Below are 22983 nucleotides of genomic sequence, written 5' to 3'. Positions count from 1 at the left end.
GAGGGCCCGCTTCCAGTTAACTTCCGAGTGGCCGCCCCGTACGGAAGCCCTGCTGATTGGGCGGGTATGGCTCGCCGTTATTGAACTCACGCTGCAGGCGGTCGAGCTCCCGCAGCATGGCTCCCTCTACGAAAGCCTGCATGGAGGTGTAGCCACCTTCAATGCCTGCCGTTCGCAAGACCGCAGTCTGCGCCCGCTGTCGGATCCACGCCCTGAGCTGGAGTGTCGTCGGCACCTTGGCGTTCGGGTCTTCATCCGCACCTGGCTCTGGGAGCTTCGGGGTACGACTGGTGGTCTTCTTGGACCGCGGAGTCGCCTGCTCCCCTGCTGCGGGCCCCGAAACGTCCCTTGCCTCCCCCGACGTCAACTGCCCGGCATCAGGGGCCTGTGGGGCTGCACTCTGTTGTGCAGCAGGGACCGCGCCCGGCTCTTCGTCCACTACTTCCGTGCCGGTGTTGATGGGTTCCACCGCCGGAGGAAGGGTGGGGAATTGGACATCACCTGGTCTGCGTCGCTGAGGGCTCATGCGGCTTCCGCCTCTCGAATGACTCGTTCGACAAACTTCTCAGCCAACCGGTCGAAGATTGCGGTCGTCTCACGGCCCTTGCGGTTGCGGTACTCGCTGACGGATACACCTGCCCCGTCGGCTTCTTTGATGCGTGCGATACGGGGTATGTACCTGGGGAGCCGGTAGTCCTCTCCCCCGTCGTCCAGACCGACGACTGCACCGCCTGCGTCCAGCTCGACCAGCTTGGACTTCAGCGATTCCGGCAGTCCAGCGAGCTGGTAGTCCTGCTCGGAGCTGCGGTCATATCGGTTTACGAACGCCATGCCGACTCGAAGCTCTGGGTTGCCTAGGTCTTCCCCGTGCTCTTCGACGAACTCCTGCATTCGGATTGCGCCGGCCACAGTGTCGTAGTCGGGTTCGAACACCAGGACCACCTCGTCGGCCGCCGCCATGGCGAGCTGCACTAGGTGGCCAAGGTCTGGCCGAGTGTCGATGAGGATGAAGTCGTAATGGCTCGTCCACCCGGTCAGAGCCTTCTTCAGTCGGCGTACCGCACCAACGGCGCCGGCCTCCTGCTCACGGTTGATGAGGTCAAATCGCGCTGGGATGATGTCGATCAGTTCCGCCTCGGAGGTCGGCTGGCCCGTGCGTTCGTCGTTCCAGTTGACGCCCAGAACGACTCCTGCCCCCACGCCTTCCCTGTTCTCTTTGACCGCCTCTGACACGGTAGAGAACGGATCATTCTCGTCGTACTCAAGGCCCATGCGCCGAGTCAGGTTGGCCTGCGGGTCCATGTCGATTACAAGGATCCGGAAGCCCATCCGTGCCAGCGCGGCCGCCAATTGCAACACAACCGTGGTCTTGCCCACTCCCCCTTTGTGGTTGCCGAACATGAACACTCGGGAGCGCTTCGACAGCTCGAGCAGCTTCCGCCTTAGAACACGGGGTCCCATCAGTCTCCTCATCCGAAACACTTGCCTTTCAAGTCTTGTCTTTCTTGCTTTTCTTGTCAGTGCGACTCGCCGATCTGACGATAAGGCAAGGAACACAATAAACACAAGTCTTTCTTGTCTTGTGTTTATTGTTTGGCTTTCATTGCTTGCTTGTGTTGCTTAGCTTGCTTGTCAATCCGAGCATCTGCCCTACATCGAGACCGCAGCGCGGATGAGGGCGCCTAGGTTGATGCGACTGTCAGTGTGTTCTTGACCGGCGGTATTGAGCACATAAGTTTCGCGGTCGTCGGCGGTGCCTGGGGGAGTGAAACGGATCGTGCTGATGGCGTTGAGGTCTTCGTGGTCCTCGACGTCTGCAGAGCTGCGGGGATTGGTCCAGAGGACGTTGCCGTGGTCGAGTTCGTGGTGGTCGAGCTGCCAGCCGCGGTTGGTGAGGAGGTCGTGCACCTGCTGGACTTCGGTGTGGAGTTTGCGGACGACGGTGGGGAAGTCGGAGGGGTGCATGCCTTCGCCGAGGAGGACGTCAGTGATGCGCCTGCGGTCGAGTGCCCGTCGCGTGCGCTGGGTTTGGAGGTCGTCGGCGGCCTGGCGGTGGATCTCGCGGATGGTGGCGTCCACCCGCTCACGCTCAACCGGTGGGAGCGGCGCCGGCCGCTGGGATTCCTCGGCTCGGGCGGGGGAGGGGGTGGCGTGGTCGACGGGGGTGGTGCGGATGATGGTGCGGGGCTGTTCGCCGGGGGTGATGACTTGCTTGACCATCCAGATGAAGTAGCGCAGCGGGTCGGCCGCTGCGGCGATGCGCTGCTGCGCTGTGGTCTTGTCGCCGGAGTGGCGGGCGTCGACGAGGTCTGCGATCTGCCACCACGTCCAGGCGTCGAGGTCGACACCTGCGGCGGTGAGGGCGTGATCGAGCTGGCCGATGTGGCGGGTGAGGAGCTTTCCTGACCTTCCGAGTCGGGGACCGGCGAGTACGCCGCCGTAGTGGCGGTCCAGGTGCGCGACAAGACGGAGTCTGTCGATGGATCGCCCCTTCTCGGGGACGGGAGTTGACGGATTGTCAGCTAAAACCTTGTTCCTATTGGGCCTGGCGCGCGGAGCGCGCTCCATTCCCCTTGGGGATTGTTGTTCTAGATCTACCGAGGAAGAAGGTTTTGATGGGTTGGAAGCGGTTAGGCCCAAAATGGGATCTACAGGTGCCGAGTTATCCACAGCCTGCAGGGCGGGGAGCGTCAACGCCATGACGTTCGCAGCCTGCTCCTGGTGGGCGCCGTGCGTCTCGAACGCTTCGGCCTTCTCCTCCCGGGAGAGCAGGTTCCGGCCGGTGGCGTGGACGTGGACAAATCCGCCGGCCTCGAGGGTGCGGATGGCTAGGCGGACGCTCTCGTCGGCTTTCAACCGGATCGTGCGGCCCTCGGCAGCCTCGGTGTTGGCCAGGACGCGGGCGCGGATCGTGGCGTAGGAGAGAGTGACGTGCCGGCCGGTGGCGGGTTCTGCGGCGTACCGGAGCACGTGTGCGATCGCCAGCAGCGTGGCGTCGGCAACGTGCCAGCGCTGCCGCGCCTTCTCCCGCTCGGGGGTGAGCGTCCAGTCCAGGAGCGCGTCGAACCAGTGCCCTCCCGACCACCACGCGGGGATCTTCGCCCATTCCTCGGCCGGGACGTGGATCGCCCAGCTGCGCGGCGCCGGTTCGCTTCTGAGGGACGGCGGCCGCAGGGTATCGCGGGCTTCCTGGGCATGGAGGGCCTCGGCGACTTCGCCGGGCGTGGGCAGCCATGAGCGGTCGCCGGCATTGGCCGCGCCATGGCGGCCGCGCACGGGTGCGACTGGTGTTCTCATGGCTTCTGGTGACCTCCACGGCCAGAAAATGGGCGCAGCAAAGCTGCCGGTATGTGCTCGGCTCTGTTTTCGGGCGCACCAAAATCGCCGACTGTGACTCGGCGTTCCTTCGATGCGATGTGCCGGAGCCGCGATGCGGTCCGACCCGTACGGGTGAGGGCGGGCGTCTGGCGCCGGCCGCGGTCTCTGCGCTAGATCAGGTGGACCGTCCTCCTCACCGTGAGGAGCTGCGCGCACGCGCCGTCGACCAGGTCGACCGAGCGTGCAGGACGTGACCCGTCAGCGGCCGCGCACAACGTCGTGGCAACTCGGGACGGGGAAGAAACGGGGGAGAGGGACAGCTGGAGCTCGACGTCGACGAGACGGGCAACGGAGCGCTTTGTGGCCGACACGCCGACACGCGGATCGCGTGCGCACGTGCAGGAACCCGAAATCTGGGTTACGATGCTGCCAACTCCTCTCAGAGGGTACGGAAAAGCCTCCGGGCCGATCCGGATTTATTTGGGAAGAAGCTCAAGCCGAAACTTTGGCGAGGATGGGTTTGAGCTCCAGAGTGAAAACCTGGGACGGGCCGCCGTGAGGCGGCCCTTTCTCGTTAAGCGACTGCCTTATGGGCCTCCTGGCTGTCGAGGGTCATGTTGACCACAGGGAGCTTGCCGTCAGCGTCGCGGAGGCTGTTGAGCACACCCTGGACATAGAGGGCGAACGAAACTCCGCCAGAGGCTTCCAGCGCGTCGTTCAGGTCCTCGTTGAAGTCTTCGGAAAGGAAGGCTTCGCGGCGTACGCGCTTTTCGCCTGCGCGCCCACGGTTACGCTTGCGCGGTGTGTTCGCTACCTGGGTCATGCGACGAGTATCCCGAGTTAACTCCGTTGTTAACGGCAGGCTCGCGGGCGTGTTGGCGGAGACGGCGGAATCCGGCGTTTCTCTAGCTCCGGAGTTATGCATGGTGAGCACATTACCGGATATAGAGACTGCCACTGTCTCTATTCACGACCCCCGTTAGCGTGTCGTGGAGTGGACCCACCCGGTGATAGTCGAGTTGAACAGCTCGGGGTTGAGGTTGTACTCCCATGCGTGCTCTGCGCCGTTGATTTCGACCAGAGTGACCTGCCGCGGGTTGGCGGCCGCGAATGCCCGACTGAGGCTCACGGGGATCTCAGTGTCACCGTCGGAGTGGATGACGAGCGTGGGCTTTTGCAGGCGGGTGCTGCGTGTCCAGTCGAGGGCGTCGAGGTCGATGGGGGAGGGGAGGCCGACGATTCGGCTGCTGAGGCGTCCCCCCAGGGCTGCTGCGGCAGCTGAGGCGAGGAATCGAGGCAGGTGTGCCTTGCGTGCCCCGTGGCGGATGACGGCTCGCCAGTCGGTGGATGGTGCGACGAGCACTAGGCCGGTGATCGCTGCTCGATGCTGGGATCGCTCAGTCAGAAGCAGCGCGATGCTGGCGCCCATGGACCAGGCGAAGAGGATGACGCGTTCCGCCCCTTGCTCGAGCGCGTACGTGATGGCTGCGTCGACGTCAGGCCACTCGGTGGTGCCGAGCATGGATGCCCCGTTGGCCACATCCGGCCCCTCCGTGTCGCTGCGGAAGGAAACGACGAGTGAGGTCATGCCGAGCTGGTCTGCTGCCGGCACCGTGCGGAGGGCGGTAATTCGCGTCGTTCGCACGCCGTGGATGTGAATCGCCCAGGTCGTCGACGGCGTTCCTTCCGGCTCGATGAGCCAGGCGGGCGCGGTACCGCCATCGACGGGGATGAGGACCTCGCGATCGTTGCGACCTAGGACGGCGGGCGAGCGGAGGACGTGCCCAGTCCATCGGCCCTGGGCGGCCTGTGAAAGGCCCTCCCCGTCGATTTCGAGCAGCTGACGGGTCACGCTCCCGTCAGCCTCGTCTTGACGAACGACGTCGCCGACCAAAGCGTGACCGTCGCCGTCAGTCCAGAGCCCGAATTTTCCAGCGTGCGAGGTCTTACGATCCGCCTCGAGGGTGATGGTTCCGGCGTCGAGGTCGACGCCACGGATGGTGGTGAGCTTGGCTGCCCGCGGCATCACGACTCGGCGTGCCAGGAGAACGGCCAGACCAACGGTGGCTACGGCGACCAGGATGATGATCGCGACGACGGCGATGAGGATCCACGTCATGCCGGAGCTCCGTTCGTGATCGTGAGGGACTCGACCATCGACTCGCGGGGCGCGTTGTGCAGGCTGCTCGCCACGAGGCGTTCGGAACCATCCACGAGCATCACTTCCGTCCGGCTGAGCGTGATCTCGTCCATGGTCTCCAGATCACGGATCGTGATCACGTGGTCGTAGACCCTTCCCAAGGTGTCGGTGGAGGGGACAGAGCGAGGGCTTTGAAGTCCACGACGTGCCAGTATGCGCCCCAGCAGGAACAGCTTTACTTGAAGCCGCAGCGCTCGCACGGACCGGGCAGCGGTGAATGACGCGATTCCTACGACGATCAGGATGACTCCGATGTAGAAGAACGGGTCGAAGGCCTTGTTGAGGAGCAGGATCACTGCGAGCGATGCCATCTGGAAGCGCGCGAGCGTCAGATAGACGATCTCGTCGACGCTGGCCAGGATGACGAGAGCTGCGCCGACTCGGAAGAACCAGTAGGCGCGAGCGGGTCGGGTCGCCACCCCTCGAAGCAGCTCGAACGAGATCGCGGCGATCGTTGCCATGTAGATCGACGCGTAGAGCCACATCGCCGTCTGACCGGTGTGATGAGGAATGAAGCTCGAGTCCGTCGCGCCACGTTCGGTGATGAAGAGGAACGGGATGATGAAGGCGATCAACGCAAGCACGAGCGGCCACCAGCGCAGTCGCCGGCGCTGACCGTCTTGGGAGATTGCCGCCTGAGTGACCAGCCAGAAGGCGACGGTGCAAAGGACGTTCTGGGCGAGGTTGATCCAGTTCTCGCCGCCCAGCCACCCGTCGATGGTGCGCTGAGGGATGACGGTGCCGAGGGTGAGCAGCGCGAGGGTTCCGACGCCGGAGGCGAGCCAGGACAGTCGGCTGCGCGGCTCGCGGATCGCTGAGGCAGTGCGGAGCACGAAGACTGCAGCGAGGATGATGGTCGCGACTGTTTTCAGTTCGTGCATCAGCCGAAAACCCGCTCGTCGGAGTCGTTCTTGGGCCGCAGAAGGACCCGTGACAGGAGGAAGGCGAGATGTTCTGCTTCTCCCTCGAGTACGGCGTCTGAGACCGCGCTTTCGCTGGAGCTGGAGGCGATCACTTTGCGGGCTCGGACCTCGGCCGAGGTCGCGTCGATCGGCACGCCCGGAGCGGTGGCTCGGGCGGTCTTGCATCCTGGGTGCTCGAACAGGATGTGTGCAAGCTCGTGCAGAACGACGTGCGTCTGATACAGCGGGGTGTCCGTCTTGCGGATGAGGATGCGATGCCGTTCGGCGGTATCGACCCAGAGGCCGGTGACCGTTGCCCAGCTCTTGTCGCCGATGGGCTCGATCGCGATCGGTTTGCCAAGTCGATCGACGACGAGGCCAACGATGTCGACGAGGGTGGAGGTAGTGGTGTTGAGATTGAGGCTGTCGAACTTCCGCTGTGCGTTCTTCGCGATGTCTGCAGGCGTTCGACCATGGGGCGTCCCCGAATTGACGCTCATTGATGGCTCTACTTCTGGTCTGTGGCTGAAATGTCTTTCGCTATCTGAAGGAGTGCGCTGGCGGGAACATTGCCAAGCGCGCGCGCCGAGACGGTCGCGCCTCCGATCTGTTTCAGCGTTCTGCGGAGGACGAGCTGTGCCTCGACGTGCTCGGTGACGTCTTCCTGCGCGAAATTCGTGAGATAGACCCTATCGACGTCAAAGAACGCCGCTATCTCGACCAGTAGTTTCTCGCTTTGGCTCGTCACGGAGGCGGTCTCCTCGCTCAGGGAGGCCCAACGCTCGGGAGTGAATTCAATTTCTTGCGAGCGGAGGAAGTCCACGAGGTCGGAGATACGAAATTCGTCGCCATGGGCTGTGGGCGCCTCTGCGAGCAGCCGAACGCGCCGGGCGAGTTCCGGACCACTGAGCCGCAGCGCTCGGTTGCCGACCATCCTCTTGGAGGTGAGGTCCTCGGGCTCGACGCCCAGCACGCGGGCGAGAGCGTCGATGTCGTTCGTGGTGAAAGTGAGCTCATGATTGAGCCGCTTCCAGTAGTAGTTCTTGCTGAGGCCGGCGTCGGTGAACAACTGCTGGTGGGTCTTGCCCACTTCCTGGCGTCGGTGCTCGATGTTGGAGACAACACGCATCGAGAACTCTGTCGACGGCGCGGCGCTCCCTCTGCCCATCCCTGGAGGGTACCGAAATAGGGCCTAACCGGCAGAAAGTCCCTATTGGCGTCCAAATGTCCCCAGCTCCAGCTATTATCGTCCCCGTGAGGGGACATCAGCCGGACCTATTTACGGACATTGACGGTTTCAGCCTGTCCGCCGATCCTCGTGAGATCGGCGACGTAGAGGAGATTTCTCCTCGCCATCGACAGGTGCACGCGTGGGCTGATGACCCCCGTGTAAGCGCTACAGAGCGCACAAAGATTCTGTCGGAACTACCGAACCTTGACGATCCCCTAAACGGGGAGCGTGCTATGAGGCGCGCGCGCGACGTCTACTCCAAGGCTGTGGTTCCCGAGCCAGCCGTGCTGGACCGGCGCGCGACGCTGCTGGTCAATCGTGTCCTCGACCCGATTCTCAAGTGCGGAAGCACCTACAAAGGCGTCGACGTTCACGACGTCGCGGCCGCGATCAAAGCCGATCCCACCAGCGTCGAAGACTTCCGCGCCGCAGTCGCCGTGGCCTACGACGTGCTGGCCAAGGTCGACATGATCAGCGAGCTTGTCAGCGGTCGCCCCACCGCGCTGGCGTCATGAACCCGGACGCGTTCCGAGCGGCCGTCGCCGCGTTGGGGGAGAACCCGACCGCATTCTTGAACTCGGCCCAGCTGATCGACTTCCTCGACCACATCCGACGACACCTGATCCCTAACGCGATCAACCTCGCCCAGAAGCTCGGCCACCCCTACCAGGCACGGGACGAGGACGATCTGGTCAATCTGATCCTCGTCTCCTTCGCGACGAGCCCCGAGCAGTGCCGGGCGCTCGTCGAGAACGCCGCGTCCCCGTTCGCTTACGCCGCCTCGCTGGTGCGCGAATGGATCGGCATTGAGACCGGGCGCCCGCGATTGCGCCAACGCGTGGCAGTTGACCGCGAGATTCACCCCACCGGACGGAAGATCTCCCAACGCCCCCAGTTCGATTGGCTGGAAAACCCTGAGCTGCGCATTCCCCACTCCAGCTTCCCGGACCCGGCGTCATACGGCACGCGCGAGGGTGCGACCATCGACGAAGCCGTTGATCTGACCGTCGCGACCCTCGAACCGCGCACACCCGCCAAGCTGGCCAAGCACTTGCCCGACGTCGTGGGCTGGATGGCGGACAACCCGTCGACGCGACAAGGTCACGAGGGCGAGCGCATCGCCGAGGCGGCAGAGCTGTTCTCACCGGTCAGCACAGTCGAGCTCCGCGCAGTGGCGAACATCAGCTGGGGCGGGCGACCGAACCCGCAGGAGACCTCCTTGCTATACGCCTTCCTGACGGACCGGGACTTCAACCCGCGCAAGTCCGAGACCCACCTCAGCGCCCTACGCGTCTTCCAGGGTCGGGTACGTCAAGAGTCCGTGCTTGCCGGCGTCGCCGACTTCGCACTCTGAGGCTGACCGAAGCTCACTGCGCGCTTGGACCCTCTAGGTAGTGAAGGCCGGATGAACCCGCTCCGGCCCTGACCGCCGCGGATTTCCGCGGCAGGAGAGGACCAGTCGCAGCATGCAATCCGCGAACGAACATCCGAAGGGGCGTGGGATCCGCGCCGCTCTGACACGCACGGCCGGTAAGCACGCGCCGCTTCCCCGTCGACGTCACCGCAAGTCGCCGATGATGAAGCGACTGCAGCGGTTCGCCCTTAGCGTGGGCGCGTTCGCCGTCGTCGGCGCTATCGGTATGGGAACGCTCGCTCCTGCGGAGGCAGCGTCCACCGGTGCCGGCTATAGCGGGATCACACCGGAGGGCGGCTACCTGGGCAACTACGTCGTCCCCGACGGCTCTCGCGCTTACTGCATGGACTCCTCCGCTGACTGGCCCAGCGGCGCGACCGGGGGAGCTTCCCTCGTCGGCGCGCTGACTACCGAGATGGGCGACGCGCTGAGCAGTTCCGTGCTGCAGCGGCTCAACTACGCGCTCACCACGTGGGGTCAGACCGCCGACGCCACCCAGGCGGCCGCGGTGAACGCCTACGTCTACGCGTACACGTCCACCTGGGCCCACTACAACGGCCAGGGCTACAACACCGGCGTCCACTACATCGACGGCAACCAGGCGGTGCTCGGCGCGTTCAACTACATCTGGGACCAGACAGAGACCCAGTACAACCAGCGCCAGAACGTTCCCGCCTTCACCGGCTCCATGAGCTTCAGCGTCGACAACAACAACTACACCGGTTCGCTGCGCGTGGTGAACCTCCCGGCCGGAGCCACCGTCAACCTGCAGCTGAGCAACGGCATCTTCACCGATTCCGGAAGCAGCGCCAAGAACGGCGTCGGCAACGGGACCTACCCGGTGAAGGGTGTCCCGACTGACGGCACCCCGTTCTACAAGATCAGCGCCACGGGCAACGTCAACGCGCCCGCCGGGTGGACCTACGACGGCAACGTCACGATCTACTACACCGGCGGCCAGCAGCGCGTCATCAAGGCCGGCACGACGACCCCGCAGCGCGGCAACTACACCATCACCGCCAGCGACCCGGTCGAGCGTTCGACGCTGTTCTCTCCCGTCGTCACGACCTCTGTGCAGAGCCGGTTCGTCGACGAGGGCAGCAGCTTCACCGACACGCTGCAGGCCGACGTCGCCACCGGTTCGCAGCCCTGGCGGCAGACGACGTCGGGTCGCTACATTCCCGTCGTCGCCAAGGGCACGCTCTATGGCCCGTTCGCCGACCAGCCGACCCCGTCCGCGACCGTGCCGGCCGGGGCATCCGTCGCCGGAACCGCCACGGTGACACTCAACGGCCCGGGTACGTACACGGCACCCTCCGTGCTCGCAGCCAACCACGCACCCGGTTTCTACCAGTGGGTGTGGGACATCGACGCCACCGACTCCTCCGTCGGAGCACAGCTGTTCATGCCGGACGGATACCGTTGGGCTGATCAGTTCGGCCTACAGGCGGAAGCGCACGTCGTCGCCGCCAAGCTCTCCGGCGTCTCGACGGCGGCCGCGGACGAGATCGGGTTCGGGCATGCCGCCTCGGACACTCTGACCGTCTCGCTCGACCAGGGACCGTGGCCGACCATCGGCGGCGCACCCATTCCTGCGCACTTCCAGAACAAGACGTACTGGGTGGAAGGCGACACCGCTCCCACTCCTGGTGACAGCATCCCGGCCGACGCGAAGCTATTCCACACGACCGACGTCACGGTGACCGCACCTGGTGACTACCACTCCGACGAGATCACCGCTCCGCCGACTGCTGCCGGCTACCTGGTGAACGTGTGGACGATCATCCAGGACGGCCCTGGAGCCGGGTACTTCGCGGACTGGACCGACGGGTGGGCGACCAAGGGTGAGGTCACCAAGGTCTCCCCGCCCACAGTGTCGACGGAGGCGATCGCTTCGGTCGCGCTCGGCGACGAGACGAACGACACCGCCATCGTCGACGGCCAGATCCCCGCCTCCTACTGCGGCACCACCCAGCCCGCTGACGGTGCAACGAGCTGCCCGAACACGGTGACTTTCGCCGCCTACCTGCAGCACGACCTCGGCGACCAGCCGGTGTGCGAGGCGGACAACGAGGTGTTCAACACCGGATACATCCCTGAGTCCGACCAGCCCGTTGCCCCGAACGCGGCGGCCGCCGGAACACCGACGCCGACGGCGACTCCCGACGCACCGATCGAGCGCGACCCGGCGTACTTCTACAACAAGCCGGTCCCCGTCGACCAGGCGGGACGGTTCCCGTCCGCCGATGTGATCTTCAAGAAGGTCGGCGTCTACTACTGGGTGGCCACCTTCCGCACGGGTGACGGCACCGTCATCAACACGGGGGAGTGCGGCGACCAGAAGGAGAAGACGGTCGTCGCCGAGGACGACGTCGTTACCAAGGCCACGCCGCTGCTCAGCATCGGCCAGAAGGGTCATGACACCGCGGTGGTGACGGGCGTGATCCCGAAGGACGCCACCATCGAGTTCGCTGTCTACAAGCAGCAAGGATCCACCCCGGTGTGCGCGGCCGCGAACGAAGTCAAGGTCGGCAAGCCCCAGCCGCTGCCTGCCACCGGCGAGTACACGTCCGACGACTACACCTTCACCGAGGCGGGCACCTTCTTCTGGGTGGAGATCGTCCGAAACGCGCGCGGTGAAATCACCCACCAGGGCAAGTGCGGCGCCGACGGGGAAACCACGACCGTCACGGCACTGGCCAAGACCGGCTCTGACGAGGCAGGTGCCGTGTGGATCGGCAGTGCCTTCGGCGGCATCCTCTTGGCCGCCGGGATCGTGCTCTTCGCGGTCACTCGACGCACCAAGCGCACGACCACGAAGTAACCAGACCGGGGCGCGGGCGCCCCTCACACACGCCCGCGCCCCCTTCACCCGTCCAACCAGCCACCGAAGGACCGACTATGACCCTGGTAACCCCCACCTCCATCAGCGCGGACGACGTCGCGTACATCGACCCGCTGGCGGCGCTCCGCGAGAACCTCACCGACCTCACGCCAGCCGACTGGCCGGGCGAGGGCCTGCGCCGACTCGTCGAGGCAGGAGTCTCCGACCTGCACGCCGTCCGCGATGGAGCCTCGGGCCGCCTGTCGATGCGCGCGCGCCATGAGCTGGACATCCACGAGGTCGCAGCGATCGACGACGCCGACGAGGCCGAGGCGACCATCAACCTCCTGAAAGCCGCTGCGGAGATCGACACCAGCGGCTCGCAGGAGTCCGCTGATGGGCAGATCGAACTGCCGGTCGACAACTACCCTTACCGGGCCCGCGTCGTCCACCTGCCGCTCTTCGATGACGGCGACAATATCGTCATCCGCCTCCCGCAGCTGGGGAAGCCGCGAACCCTCGACGCGCTCTCGATGACCGCGACCAACCGGGAGGCCCTCGACCAGGCACTCGCCAAGCCGCACGGTCTCATCGTCATCGCCGGCCGCACCCGGGAGGGCAAGTCCAACACCGCGCACAGCATCGTGTGCCACCTGCGCGACGCATCCCGCACCAGCTACTGGCGCCATGGCGAAGAGCGCTTCGAGTTCACCCGATCCATCACCTCCGTCGAGGATCCCGTGGAGCGAGTCCTCGAAGGAGTCGAGCAGCTCGAGGTCGTCGACAACCCCGACATGCGCGCCACCTTCGCCGACCGAATGCGGCACCTCGTACGCTCCGACTCGGACATCCTGTTCATCGGCGAGATCCGGGACGCTGAGACCGCCCGCGCGGCCGCCGACATGGCCCGCACCGGCGTGCGAGTGATCACCACAATTCACGCGGGGGACAACCTCACCGCGCTGCGCCGACTGATCGAACTCGGCGGCAACAGCCCTCTCTCTGTGCTCGACGTTGTCACCGCCGTCATCTCTCAGCGCTTGGTGCGCACCCTCTCGTCGCACCGAGCGACCCGGTACGCCGGTCTGCAGGCCGTCCACGACATCCTGCGGATGGATGACACCCTCATCGACGCGTTCATCGCAGGCCAGTCCGCCGCCCGAATCCGCGAGGTGGCTGACGGGTTGTCCACCGGCTTCGACCACAACGTGCGCTCGCTCATCGAGAGCGGACGCACCGATCAGGACGAAGCACTCCGCGCCTTCGGACGGAGCTTCGCATGATCGACACCGCCCTCCTTCGCAATGTCATGGACGAATCCGGTGCCGCCGGCTACTCCGATCTCCACCTGGTGCCCGGGGGAGTGCTGCGTTCCATCGGGAAACACACCGAGCTCATTCCCGATCTGGCCTTCCCGGTCGGCGATCTGGTGAACAGCCTCGACATCCCCGACCTGGAGGCCCGCCTGCAGGCCCGGGCATCGCTCGACATCCCCGGCAGCCGGTATCGCGGCCGCATCGCCGCGAGGATCGGTGCGGACGGTCCGAGTGCGACCATCCGGCTCATCTCGCGCACCATTCCCACGCCCGACCAGCTCGGACTTTCCCCGATGATGCGCGAACTTGTTCGTCGACAGCGCGGCCTGGTCGTGTTCTCCGGCGAGACGAACTCGGGCAAGAGCACGACCACCGCCGCCTGCCTCAACGAGCTGCGCGACCTGCTGATCTACACGGTCGAAGACCCCATCGAATACCGCTACGAATCGACTGATCGTCTGGTCATCCAGCGCGAAGTCGGTACTCACGTCGCATCTTTCGCCGCGGGCATCGAGGACGCCAAGCGCTCCAACCCGCGCGTCTTCGTGCTCGGCGAAATCCTCGACGTCGAGACCGCGCGCGCGGCGCTCGAGATGGCCCTGTCCGGTCACCTGGTGATCACCACAACTCACGCCGGAAACGCCGCCGAGACCATCTCGGGGTTCGTCGCCCGATTCCCCCGCGCCGAGCAGCCACTGATTCGCGTGCAGCTCACCCAGGCGTTGCAGGCGATCGTCACCCAACAGCTCCTTCCAGGCACCGACGGCCGCCGCGTCCTCGCGCAAGAGATCGCCCTGAACTCGCCCGAGTTCTCGCTTCTGATCGCCGGAGACGGTGAGTCCTCCGACGTGCACCTGGTCACCCAGCACCTGCTGGGCAACGGCGCCCACGAAGGCAGCGTCGGCATGGAAACCTCGCTGGCCAACCTGGTGCGCGACGGGCGGATCACCCACGACCAGGCGCGCGGCGCTCTCAAAGATCCCAGCCATTTCGACGACCTCTACGCCTACGCGGCCTGAAAAGGACAGTCCAGACATGACCGACACGCTCACACCTCGCACGGCACTCAACCCGGTGACCGCTCCCGCCGAACAGCCCCGTGCTGCCTCCTCCAAGCGCAGTCCGAAGAAGAAGCGGCTGCAGCGTGAGGACATCGCCGAGACCTTCGACGCGCTGGCCGACCTGCTCGAGGCAGGGTCGCCGGAGAAGTCGGCCCTGCAAGACATGGCAGACCAGTACGCCGGCACCAACGCGGGCAACGCCTACGCGGCCGCCCTGCAGTTGATGGGGGAGGGCAAGCGGATGCGTGAGGCGCTGGCCGATCAAGACCAGATCCTTCCCCGCACCGCGCGGGAGATGATCTCCTCCGCCAAGACCACTCCCGACATGGTCAAGGTCCTCCGTCGCTCCGCCAAGCAGCTCAAGCGCGAGTCCAACATCAAGCGGGACGCCGTCCTTTCTGTTCTCCCGCCAGCAGGGCTCGCGGGGATGACGTTCCTCGTGTTCGGCGTGTTCGCCCTCTACCTCGGCCCGATGCTCGGATCCAACGCCGACATCATGGGACCGGGGTTCCCCGTCGTCCTCGCCGTCCTCTCCATCTCCTTCTGGGTGCTCCTCGTCGTGGCCGTCGTGGCCACCGTCGTCGGTGGCGGTTTCTGGTTCTACTGGCTCAGCGGCGGACGCAAGAATGCGCGCCTGGTGGCGAAGATCGACCGCGCATCCCTGCGCATTCGCGGATACGGAGAAGTTCTCAAACTCGACGCCGCCTCCCGCTTTTGTGATGTGGCCGGATCCGCACTCTCGGCCGGACGCAGCGAGGTCCAGGCCCTCCGCGCCGCGGCCGCGGCGTGCGGCAACGCCGCGGTGGCCGAGCACATCAACGCACATGCCGACCGTCTGGAAGGACGGGACGCCGGAGCGCCGCTCGAACCCGGCGAGAAGCGGGAGAGGCTCAACTTCGCCGCGGTCGCCAACTCGCCGCTGTTCCCCTGGATGCTCGCCCGCCGGTTGTCTCTGACCTCTTCGCAGCGGCAGAAGAACGAAGTGCTCGAGAAGCTGGGTGACGAGTACCGCGAGCAGTCGCTGCGGGCCCTGCAGAAGACCACTCGCCGACTCACCAAAGCAATCGAGAACACCGTCCTCGCGGTCGTCTCAGCGATGAGCCTTGCCATCGCCATCCCGATCGGCCTGTCCCTCACACAGCTCGGAGGACAGATTGGGTGAGCTGCTCGCCGGCGGCACCGGAGTGCCCTTCACCGCCGCGGCCGTCGCGGCCGCTGGCTTTCTGGTCCTCGCCGCAGTAGACATCCGAACCGGGCTCATCCACGGCAAGGTAGTCGTCGGTCTCGGTGCGCTCGTTGTCGGCGCGCTGGGACACGACGGAGTCTCAGCCACCCAGGTCATCACTGCGGCGTTGGCGGCCGCCACCGCCTTCGGCTTCTACCTGACCGGGTGGTTCGCCGGCGGATTCGGCGGAGGCGACGTGAAGGCGGCCCCGCTACTGGCACTTCCGTTCGGTGCTTCCAGTCTCGCGCTGGGTCTGGGCGTCGTGCTCCTCGCCCTGGGCGCTCACCTTCTTCTCACCTACACGATCCGGCCTCATCGCGACGACGCGCTGCCTCACGCACCGGCCATGGCGATCGCCGCGGCCGTCGGTGCCGCCGCGCTGCTGGCTGGAACGGGCTGAGGAGGCAACCACGACCAATCGACCTGACCGACCCGACGTCAACTAACCAATCCCTGAAACGGAGAAACAACCATGGAAACCAATCTCAAATGGATCATCGCCGCGATCATCGTGGGCGTCGTAGCCGCCGCAGCCGGCATCGTGAGCCTCCCGGCCATCATGGCGAACTCGAGCGACGGCTCAGCGAAGACCCTCATCAACAACGTGGAACTCGCCGAGGACACCTACATCCTTAGCGGTGGCTCATACGCAACCCGTGCTCAGCTCACCACCGGCACGGACCCGCTGGTGAAGGACAAGGGCAAGTGGGATGTCAGCACCACCGACGGCCACTACTGCATCACTGCCCGCAGCGACAGCGGCAAGACCTTCTACAGCTACAAGGGCGCCACCGATGTGATCGAGGGCACCGCTCCTGACGCCGCAACCGCCGGCGTCGCCTGCCCGACCATCCCGTAACCACCGTTGGGGGCGCGGTCCGCCGCGCCCCCACCCTCCGGAGGATCGCATGCACTCAATGCTCGGCTTCACCACCGCCCGACGGCTGTTTACCGACCGTCGAGGCGGATTCCGCGACGTCCTGATCGCGCTCATCGTCGTGTCGATCGTCTCCGTGACTGCGGCGATCGCCGCCCCCACCACCACCGCCATCATGACCGCGACCACCAGCTCGGCCGAACGCCTCAGCGCCGCTACGGCGCTCGTCGACGACCGCCGCTCCTCTACCCTTTGGGGCACCGTCGCCGCCCCGCGCAGCGTCGACCTCACCCTTCCCTCCGGCACGCACGCGACCGCGGTGACCTGGAGTGAGCCCGCCCCCGGCGGCACCACCTACCGGGCGATGCTCTCCCGCAGCGTGAGAGTTCCGTCCACCGCGTGCAAGACGTCCGATTCCGTCTCCGACCCGCAGTGCGTTCTGGCGAGCTCGTTCCGTGCTGACGACGTCACGACCCTCGTCCCAGCCGCGATCCTCCGCATGGACCCGTCCATGGCTGCACCGATCGGCCAGGTCGATCCATCGGTGAAGAAAGAGGCAGTCCCGGTGCCCACCGGCGGCGTGCTCGCGACAGCACAGCCCACGACGAATCGTGCGTGGCGCTACCTCGTGCACGCGTGGTCGACGCGGCCCAGTGGCGAGCTGCGCATCATGCAAGGAGGTGTCCGGCTTACGACCATCCCGCTCACCAACGCCCCCACCAACTACTTCGGAACGGTCCCCGTCCTGGCCGGCGCCCCCGTCACTTTCGTCGTCGCCGACGGTCCAGCCGCGGCCGACACCGTTCTCGTCTACGACGCTGGAGCCACTCAATGATCGCAAACGTCCGCCGCCTTCTCGCCGACCGACGCGGAAGCAGCATCCCGGCCGTCGGGCTCGGGCTGATTGCCCTCCTCGGCCTCGGCGCGCTGGCCGTGAGTACCTATCAGACGGCCGCCCAGAACAACACCAGCGCGCAGCTCCGACAGCTGACCCTCGCGGTCGAGAGCCGTGCAAACCACTATGCGGCCGAACTCGACGCCAACCTCGCTCAGCCTGCGTCCACTACGACGGGACGCGAATGCTCCGTGAACCCGGGAATCTGCACGCAGATCCTGACCGTCACGCCCAGCGCCGACGGGGCAGTCCAGACCCTGCGCGTTCAGGCTGACTCGCTCGACGCTGAGACCACGATCACCCGCGACATCACCATCAAAGCGTCCGACGTCACCCACATCACGGCCCTCGATGACCGTGGCCGCCCCACCTGGGTGGAGACCAGCGAAGGACACACCTTCACGGTCTGGGGCGTCGCCTCCGGCAGCATCACCAAGGTCACCCCCGACCAGATGCAGGGTCCGACAGCAGGCACTCAGTGGGTTCTGGCAACCACCAACGGCGGCATCGACAACACCGGCCAGCTCTGGGCCTACGGTCCGAACAGCAAGTGCGAGACGGGAATCGGCAATGCCACCACCTCGCCGCTAGCCCCCACCAAGCTGAGCTTTGGAGGGGTCACCGTCCGCAGCATCATCAGCGGCAACGGTTCCACGTTCTTCCTCGACTCCTCCGGCCAGGCCTGGGCAGTCGGCGACAACACGCGGGGCCAGCTGGGCATCGGCACTACAACCAGCACGTGCACGCCGACCAAGATCCCGAACCACCGCTTCGTCGCCATCAGCAGCGCTGGTGCCACGACGTTCGCCATCGACACCGCAGGTGTCCTCTTCGCCTGGGGCGATGGTTCCAACGCCCAGATCGGCGACGGCGCTGGCAAGAGCTACAGCGCTCCCGTCCAGGTGCCCACGACCGAGCGCTTCACGGCCGTGGCCACAAGCGGCACCAACACCTACGCGATCTCCACCACCCGGCGGCTGTGGGCCTGGGGGTCGAACACCAGCGGTCAGCTCGGATACGGAACTCCCGGAACCGCGTCCCCCACCCCGAAGCTGGTCACGCTCGCTTCGCAGTTCACTGCCATCGCGGCCGGCGCGAACACCGCCTACGCGGTCGACACCACCGGCAAACTCTGGGCGTGGGGGATCAACGCCAAGGGGCAGGTGGGCGACGGCACCCTCACAACCCGCACCGTCCCCACCGCAGTCGCCGCGCCGGGCGTCTACACCGCGATCGCGGCCGCCGGATCGCGCGCCTTCGCGACCGACGTCAACGGGCGCGTCTGGGCATGGGGCGACAACGCCGGCGGGATCCTCGGACTGCCCACGCCAACGGTCCTCTCCACCCCGACCCTGATTCCTAACCTACGCACGCTCCGCCCGCTGCAGCTGACGCCGGCATCGACCGCTACGGCCCTCCTCGACGCCGACAACGTGCTCTGGAGCATCGGCAGCGGGGGCACGGGTTTGTGGCCCGCCACCCTCGACGCGACGACCCCCGGAACGCCCATCCGCATGCCCCGACCCGACGGCTTCACCGCCCCGACCTGGAAGTGAACGACATGAAGCTCAGAACTCACCTCCGCACCCTGCTGACCGACCGTCGCGGCGAGCTGAATCTTCGCGAGGAGGTTGTGGCGCTCCCAATCGGCGTCAAGGTCTTCACCGTCGCGGCGATACTGTTCGTCGTCGTCGCGACGCTGATCGCGTCAGTCTCCGCCACGGCCGCCACCAACGGCCGGTATAACGTCAATAGCCTGCAGTTCGAGAAGGACGTGCAGGCCTCAACCGTGGTGAAAGGCCTAGGCGATAGTGCGATCGCCATCCTCACAACCACCGCAGCCGGGAGCTGCGGCGTCAAGGTGTGGGAGGCGGGCGAAGCAGGAGGCCACAAGGCAGTCTTCACTAAGGAGACGACGACGGCGGGCGCCTGCACGGCCAGCACCCCGGCGGCGACCTTCCCAAGCACCGACGGCACGCTCGAGGTAGGGGAGCTGAGCACGGTGACCTTCGCCGTGGAGAACCTCGGCGGCCGAACGATCACCTTCGACATCGCCGGCAACCCCACCCTCGCGAGCGGATCCCGCCCCTCCACCGTCTCAGACGCCGACTGGACGGACCTGCGCCCCTACCGCGTCACCCTGGACCTTTCGACCGCTGCCGATCGCGTCGGCACGTACGCGAAGAGCCGCCAGTACGTCGGCACCACCCGGATCACCAACGTGCCGCAGGCGGACCCGAGTCTTCACTACGTCCCCCCGGCGACACCCGTCGTCGCGCCGTCACAGCTGACCATCACCGGGATCGGACGCTCGACGAGCGCGGGAGCCGCCTACTCCGGCGTCCGAGAAGGTGCCACCATCACCATCACCGGGGGCGTCTGCGCGGCAGGAACCACCACGTTGACCATCACCTACACCCCCACCGCCCCCACCGGCCTGCCGCCAGTCTCCACCATCACGGTGGTCCCGCTCACGGGAGCCGCATACGCCGTGGAACTCGCAGGCGTGCAGAACGGCAGCGAGGGCACCGTCCTTGCCGTTGCATCCTGCGGCGACAACAGCATGACCGTGCAGGATCAGCGTGACTATCACCAATCGGTGCCGACGCCTCTACTGACCGTCAAGCAGGGCGCCACGCCCGAGCAGTATGTTCTCAGCTGGTCGGCGGTCTCCAGCCTCTCGACCATGTACCGGCCGGAGTGGGCGACCAACTTCGGCACCGACAACGACATGGCCAACACCACAGCGCTCACCGCAACGATGACCTTTACGACCGGTACGACGTACGGTGCCACGATCACGTTCTGGGTCAACGCGACCGTCAGCCAGGACGTCGTGAAGTCAGCGCCCGCCACGATCGCCACGGCCTGGCCGACCACCCCCGCGGGGGCCAACATGACCTACACACGCACGGGCTACAACGGCAACTACGTCTCGGGCAATGTGAAGTGGAACTTCACCGGCACGTGCCCGGCGGGAACGACGCTGCAGGCGTCGCAGCTTGAGAACCATGCAGGCACCACGAGCAAGACGTACAACAACGCCATTCAGTACCAGGGCCCGTGGACCGCGAACCTCACCCAGGTGAACTGGGGGCCCTCATACGCGCTCCAGGGCTACCCCTACGGGATGGGGCTTCAGACCCGATGCGCGTCGCCCACCGGGCTCTACAGCCCCGTCGTGCAGGTGCAATCGCGCGAGTGGATCACCCCCATGGCGCAGCCCGGCGCGCCGGTGTGGAATGCCTACAACATCTACACGTACACGGCCCCGGTCTACTGGACGCACTCGACGTGCAACGCCCCCAGCGGCTGCTCGTCGCTCGCGGTGAACTACGTCACCTATTGCGCCGCCGGATCGAACCTCAACTCGAACGGCTGGATGTCCACCGACTGGGGCGGCGGCCAGTATTGGCACAACTTCGGGTTCGGGGATTACTGGCAGCTTCCCAACGCGGTAGCCCGCAACGTGACGTACACGAACGCGCAGTACAACTGCGCCACTCCGTGGGGATACGTCAGTCCGATGAGTCCGGTCGGTGCGGGCGTGACGGTGACGGTGCTCCCGTGAGCGCGCACAGGAAGGGAATGTCGCCGCGGGGGAAAGCCTTCACGGTGGCTGGAGCCGCCGCCGCGGTGGCGATCGCCGCAGGAGGTCTCTTCTTCGGCGTGGGCGCGCTGGGTGCCCAGTCGGCGGCCGACCGTGTGTACGCGCAGCACCACCCGGTCGGCGAGACGAAGGAGAAACGCGCGGCCGCGGAGCTGAAGATGAGGCAGGAGGCGGCGGCCGACGAGAAGAAGCGCGAGGAGGCGAACGCGAAGTCCGGTCAGGACCCGGAGGCGGCCTACACGCCGCCACCGCAGCCGCAGGTGGCCGCCAACCGCACGATGCCGGCAGGTGCGGCTGATCCCGCATCGCCGGCGCGCTCGACGACGGCGCTGTTCGCCGACTCCTTCACGAAGGACCTGCTGATGGCGCGCGCGATGGTGAGCGGATCCGCGGCACAACCCGTCGCCGCGACGTTAGTGCCCGACACGTGCATGGAGAGCTGGGTGCGCGAACATACTCACGATTACGACGGGAAGTCTGCGTTCGGCGTCACGACGCTGTGCGGGAGACCAGTCGCCTTGATCGCCGGCGCCGGCGGCATCGACGAGAAGATCCTGCTGTTCGGCTCTGCGCAGAAGGATGGCCCCGCGGACGTGCGGCAACTGCTGCTGGCGTCGACAGGCACTGAGGTGTCGTTCGCGTCGGCGTCGACGGAGGACGGCCGCACGGTGGTGATGGTCGCGGCCGTGGCTCCCTAAGCGCGAACGCCAGACCATCGGAAGAACCCCGCGGGCTCATCAAGCTCGCGGGGTTCTGGCGTGTGGACGAGAAAAAGCGGCGCCCCGCCCGGGGGAGGGCGGGGCGCCGAGAGCATCCCAAGGGGGAGGGATGCGGCCTAGATGCAAGCGTAGACCGAGAGGCCCCACCCGTCGGAGGTCGAGAACGTGCTGTAGCTGTACGGGTAGCCGACGTTGATGCTGATCGCCCCGCCGCTCGAGGTGGTCTGCGAGTAGCTGAAGGCTCCATCGCAGCCGGGCGTGTATGCGCCGCCCGCGTTGACGTGCGGGGTGTGGTCCACCGGCGGAGGCGTATAGCCGCCACCGCCGCCGCCACCGCCCGTGGAACCGCCGCCGCCGGCAGAACCGCCACCCCCTGTGGAACCTCCGCCACCGGTGGAACCTCCGCCGCCCGATCCGCCACGGCCGCCGCCGCCGCTCCCGCGTGGGGTTTGGCGAACCTCTCCCGTGCTGGGATCTGTGTAGCTGGACTGACCAGCCCGAGCAGCCGCCTCGGCCGCGGCCTGCGCTGCCGCTGCCGCCTCTGCCGCGACTGTCTTGTCATGCGAGTCGTGCACTGCCTTGGCCTTGGCCAGGAAGTCCAGCAGCAGAGGTGCAGGGCTCTTGCCGTCCGTCACGGCCTTCTTCGCCGCGGCCGCAGCATTCGCCAGTGCGTCCTTTTCGCCCTGACCCGCCTTCGCCAATGCCGTGATGATGCCCTTCGCGTCGACATCGAGGGCGGGGACGGCGGCCACGTTGGCCGATTTGTCCAGGCCCGTGACGATCTGAGCGAGTGCTCGATTGGTCGTCTTGACCTGGGCAGTAATCCCAGGGCCGCCCTTCAGCGTGTTGCCCGCCGCACCGGCCTGACGATCGAACAGCGCCGTCAGCCGTGCTGTCTCACTCCGAAGCTGCGCGGTCGTCGAGGACGGCTTACCAGCTGGGCGCGGGTCCTGGACCGGAGCTCCGGCCTTGAAGGCGGCGTACATCTTCAACTGAGCGAGCTGTGCATCCAGCGCCTTAACCTGCGCATCCGGCAGGTACTTCCCGGCCTTGGCCTCGTCGTGAATCTGCGTCAGCTGCTTCTGTAGGGCACCGGCGGCCGCGAGAGCGGTGGCAAACTCCTTCTGCGCCTTGAGGTCCTGCCGGTACTGCGTGACCGCCTTAACGCGGGCAGCCTGATAGGCCGCATCGGCGTCGGAGTGCTGCACGGTGCTGATGCCCGCCGGGATGCCGACGGCGGCCGCCGCGATGATGACCACAGCGCTCGCACCCGCCGCGATCGCGGACCCGCGATGCGAGTGTGCCCCTGTCCAGAGCCGGTTCAGACCTCGCGGACGCGCGGCCTCGGTGTTCTCAGTGCTCAAGGTGATTTCCCCCTTGGTTAGGTTAGA

The 22983-nt window shown here is 66.2% G+C and carries 20 protein-coding genes and 1 pseudogene; 12 read left to right on the top strand and 9 right to left on the bottom strand.

Annotated elements, in window-relative coordinates:
* Positions 1-16: 16 nt before the first annotated feature.
* From ACF1AJ_RS19425 to ACF1AJ_RS19390, 8 genes are all read right to left on the bottom strand, one after another.
* Complete coding sequence (locus ACF1AJ_RS19425) at positions 17-526, bottom strand: hypothetical protein (protein WP_363324715.1); 510 nt, start codon at positions 524-526, stop codon at positions 17-19.
* Positions 523-1401, bottom strand: a complete 879-nt coding sequence (locus ACF1AJ_RS19420; RefSeq protein ID WP_391508803.1) for a ParA family protein — start codon at positions 1399-1401, stop codon at positions 523-525. Before ACF1AJ_RS19420 ends, ACF1AJ_RS19425 begins: the two co-directional genes overlap by 4 nt.
* 249 nt (positions 1402-1650) lie before the next feature.
* Positions 1651-3297 (bottom strand): hypothetical protein, encoded by a 1647-nt coding sequence (locus ACF1AJ_RS19415; RefSeq protein WP_301220638.1) that lies wholly within the window; start codon positions 3295-3297, stop codon positions 1651-1653.
* Positions 3298-3892: 595 nt separating this feature from the next.
* The gene (locus ACF1AJ_RS19410; RefSeq protein ID WP_301220637.1) at positions 3893-4141 is read right to left on the bottom strand and encodes a hypothetical protein; all 249 of its coding nucleotides are present in this window, start codon (positions 4139-4141) and stop codon (positions 3893-3895) included.
* Between the two features lie 156 nt (positions 4142-4297).
* Positions 4298-5437 carry a S9 family peptidase gene (locus tag ACF1AJ_RS19405; RefSeq protein WP_301220636.1) on the bottom strand — a complete coding sequence of 380 codons (1140 nt, stop codon included), beginning with the start codon at positions 5435-5437 and terminating at the stop codon, positions 4298-4300.
* The gene (locus ACF1AJ_RS19400; protein ID WP_301220635.1) at positions 5434-6399 is read right to left on the bottom strand and encodes a hypothetical protein; all 966 of its coding nucleotides are present in this window, start codon (positions 6397-6399) and stop codon (positions 5434-5436) included. Before ACF1AJ_RS19400 ends, ACF1AJ_RS19405 begins: the two co-directional genes overlap by 4 nt.
* The gene (locus tag ACF1AJ_RS19395; RefSeq protein ID WP_301220634.1) at positions 6399-6920 is read right to left on the bottom strand and encodes a hypothetical protein; all 522 of its coding nucleotides are present in this window, start codon (positions 6918-6920) and stop codon (positions 6399-6401) included. Before ACF1AJ_RS19395 ends, ACF1AJ_RS19400 begins: the two co-directional genes overlap by 1 nt.
* 8 nt (positions 6921-6928) lie before the next feature.
* Complete coding sequence (locus ACF1AJ_RS19390) at positions 6929-7588, bottom strand: helix-turn-helix transcriptional regulator (RefSeq protein WP_301220633.1); 660 nt, start codon at positions 7586-7588, stop codon at positions 6929-6931.
* 296 nt (positions 7589-7884) lie between these two features.
* Here ACF1AJ_RS19390 and ACF1AJ_RS19385 point away from each other — a divergent pair, with 296 nt between their 5' ends.
* The 12 genes from ACF1AJ_RS19385 to ACF1AJ_RS19330 all read left to right on the top strand — a co-directional run bounded on the left by ACF1AJ_RS19385 (position 7885) and on the right by ACF1AJ_RS19330 (position 21571).
* Positions 7885-8166, top strand: a complete 282-nt coding sequence (locus ACF1AJ_RS19385; RefSeq protein ID WP_301220632.1) for a hypothetical protein — start codon at positions 7885-7887, stop codon at positions 8164-8166.
* Complete coding sequence (locus ACF1AJ_RS19380) at positions 8163-9005, top strand: hypothetical protein (protein ID WP_301220630.1); 843 nt, start codon at positions 8163-8165, stop codon at positions 9003-9005. Before ACF1AJ_RS19385 ends, ACF1AJ_RS19380 begins: the two co-directional genes overlap by 4 nt.
* 223 nt (positions 9006-9228) lie before the next feature.
* Complete coding sequence (locus tag ACF1AJ_RS19375; RefSeq protein WP_301220629.1) at positions 9229-11889, top strand: hypothetical protein; 2661 nt, start codon at positions 9229-9231, stop codon at positions 11887-11889.
* A 77-nt stretch (positions 11890-11966) separates the two neighbouring features.
* The gene (locus tag ACF1AJ_RS19370; RefSeq protein WP_301220628.1) at positions 11967-13172 is read left to right on the top strand and encodes an ATPase, T2SS/T4P/T4SS family; all 1206 of its coding nucleotides are present in this window, start codon (positions 11967-11969) and stop codon (positions 13170-13172) included.
* Complete coding sequence (locus ACF1AJ_RS19365; RefSeq protein WP_301220627.1) at positions 13169-14224, top strand: type IV pilus twitching motility protein PilT; 1056 nt, start codon at positions 13169-13171, stop codon at positions 14222-14224. Before ACF1AJ_RS19370 ends, ACF1AJ_RS19365 begins: the two co-directional genes overlap by 4 nt.
* 16 nt (positions 14225-14240) lie before the next feature.
* Entirely contained in the window at positions 14241-15428 is a 1188-nt protein-coding gene (locus ACF1AJ_RS19360; RefSeq protein WP_301220626.1) for a type II secretion system F family protein, read from the top strand.
* The gene (locus ACF1AJ_RS19355; protein ID WP_301220625.1) at positions 15421-15891 is read left to right on the top strand and encodes a prepilin peptidase; all 471 of its coding nucleotides are present in this window, start codon (positions 15421-15423) and stop codon (positions 15889-15891) included. Before ACF1AJ_RS19360 ends, ACF1AJ_RS19355 begins: the two co-directional genes overlap by 8 nt.
* Before the next feature lie 72 nt (positions 15892-15963).
* On the top strand, positions 15964-16350 hold the full coding sequence (locus ACF1AJ_RS19350; RefSeq protein ID WP_301220624.1) for a hypothetical protein: 387 nt from the start codon (positions 15964-15966) through the stop codon (positions 16348-16350).
* Positions 16351-16399: 49 nt separating this feature from the next.
* Positions 16400-17203, top strand: coding sequence for a hypothetical protein (locus tag ACF1AJ_RS19345; RefSeq protein ID WP_301220623.1), 804 nt, complete (start codon positions 16400-16402; stop codon positions 17201-17203).
* Positions 17200-18819 carry a hypothetical protein gene (locus tag ACF1AJ_RS19340; protein WP_301220622.1) on the top strand — a complete coding sequence of 540 codons (1620 nt, stop codon included), beginning with the start codon at positions 17200-17202 and terminating at the stop codon, positions 18817-18819. The genes ACF1AJ_RS19345 and ACF1AJ_RS19340 overlap by 4 nt, the downstream gene beginning before the upstream one ends.
* A 5-nt stretch (positions 18820-18824) precedes the next feature.
* Complete coding sequence (locus ACF1AJ_RS19335; RefSeq protein WP_301220621.1) at positions 18825-20834, top strand: hypothetical protein; 2010 nt, start codon at positions 18825-18827, stop codon at positions 20832-20834.
* Positions 20831-21571 (top strand): hypothetical protein, encoded by a 741-nt coding sequence (locus ACF1AJ_RS19330; RefSeq protein WP_301220620.1) that lies wholly within the window; start codon positions 20831-20833, stop codon positions 21569-21571. Before ACF1AJ_RS19335 ends, ACF1AJ_RS19330 begins: the two co-directional genes overlap by 4 nt.
* Positions 21572-21708: 137 nt before the next feature.
* Here the strand turns inward: ACF1AJ_RS19330 and ACF1AJ_RS19325 are convergent.
* A pseudogene (locus ACF1AJ_RS19325) lies at positions 21709-22983 on the bottom strand (hypothetical protein); the annotation flags it as partial.

It is taken from the genome of Leifsonia sp. NPDC014704 (assembly GCF_043083605.1).
Classification (GTDB): Bacteria; Actinomycetota; Actinomycetes; order Actinomycetales; family Microbacteriaceae; genus Leifsonia.
The sequence above is the reverse complement of the archived record's forward strand: the minus strand, read 5'-3'. Positions and strand labels throughout refer to the sequence as shown.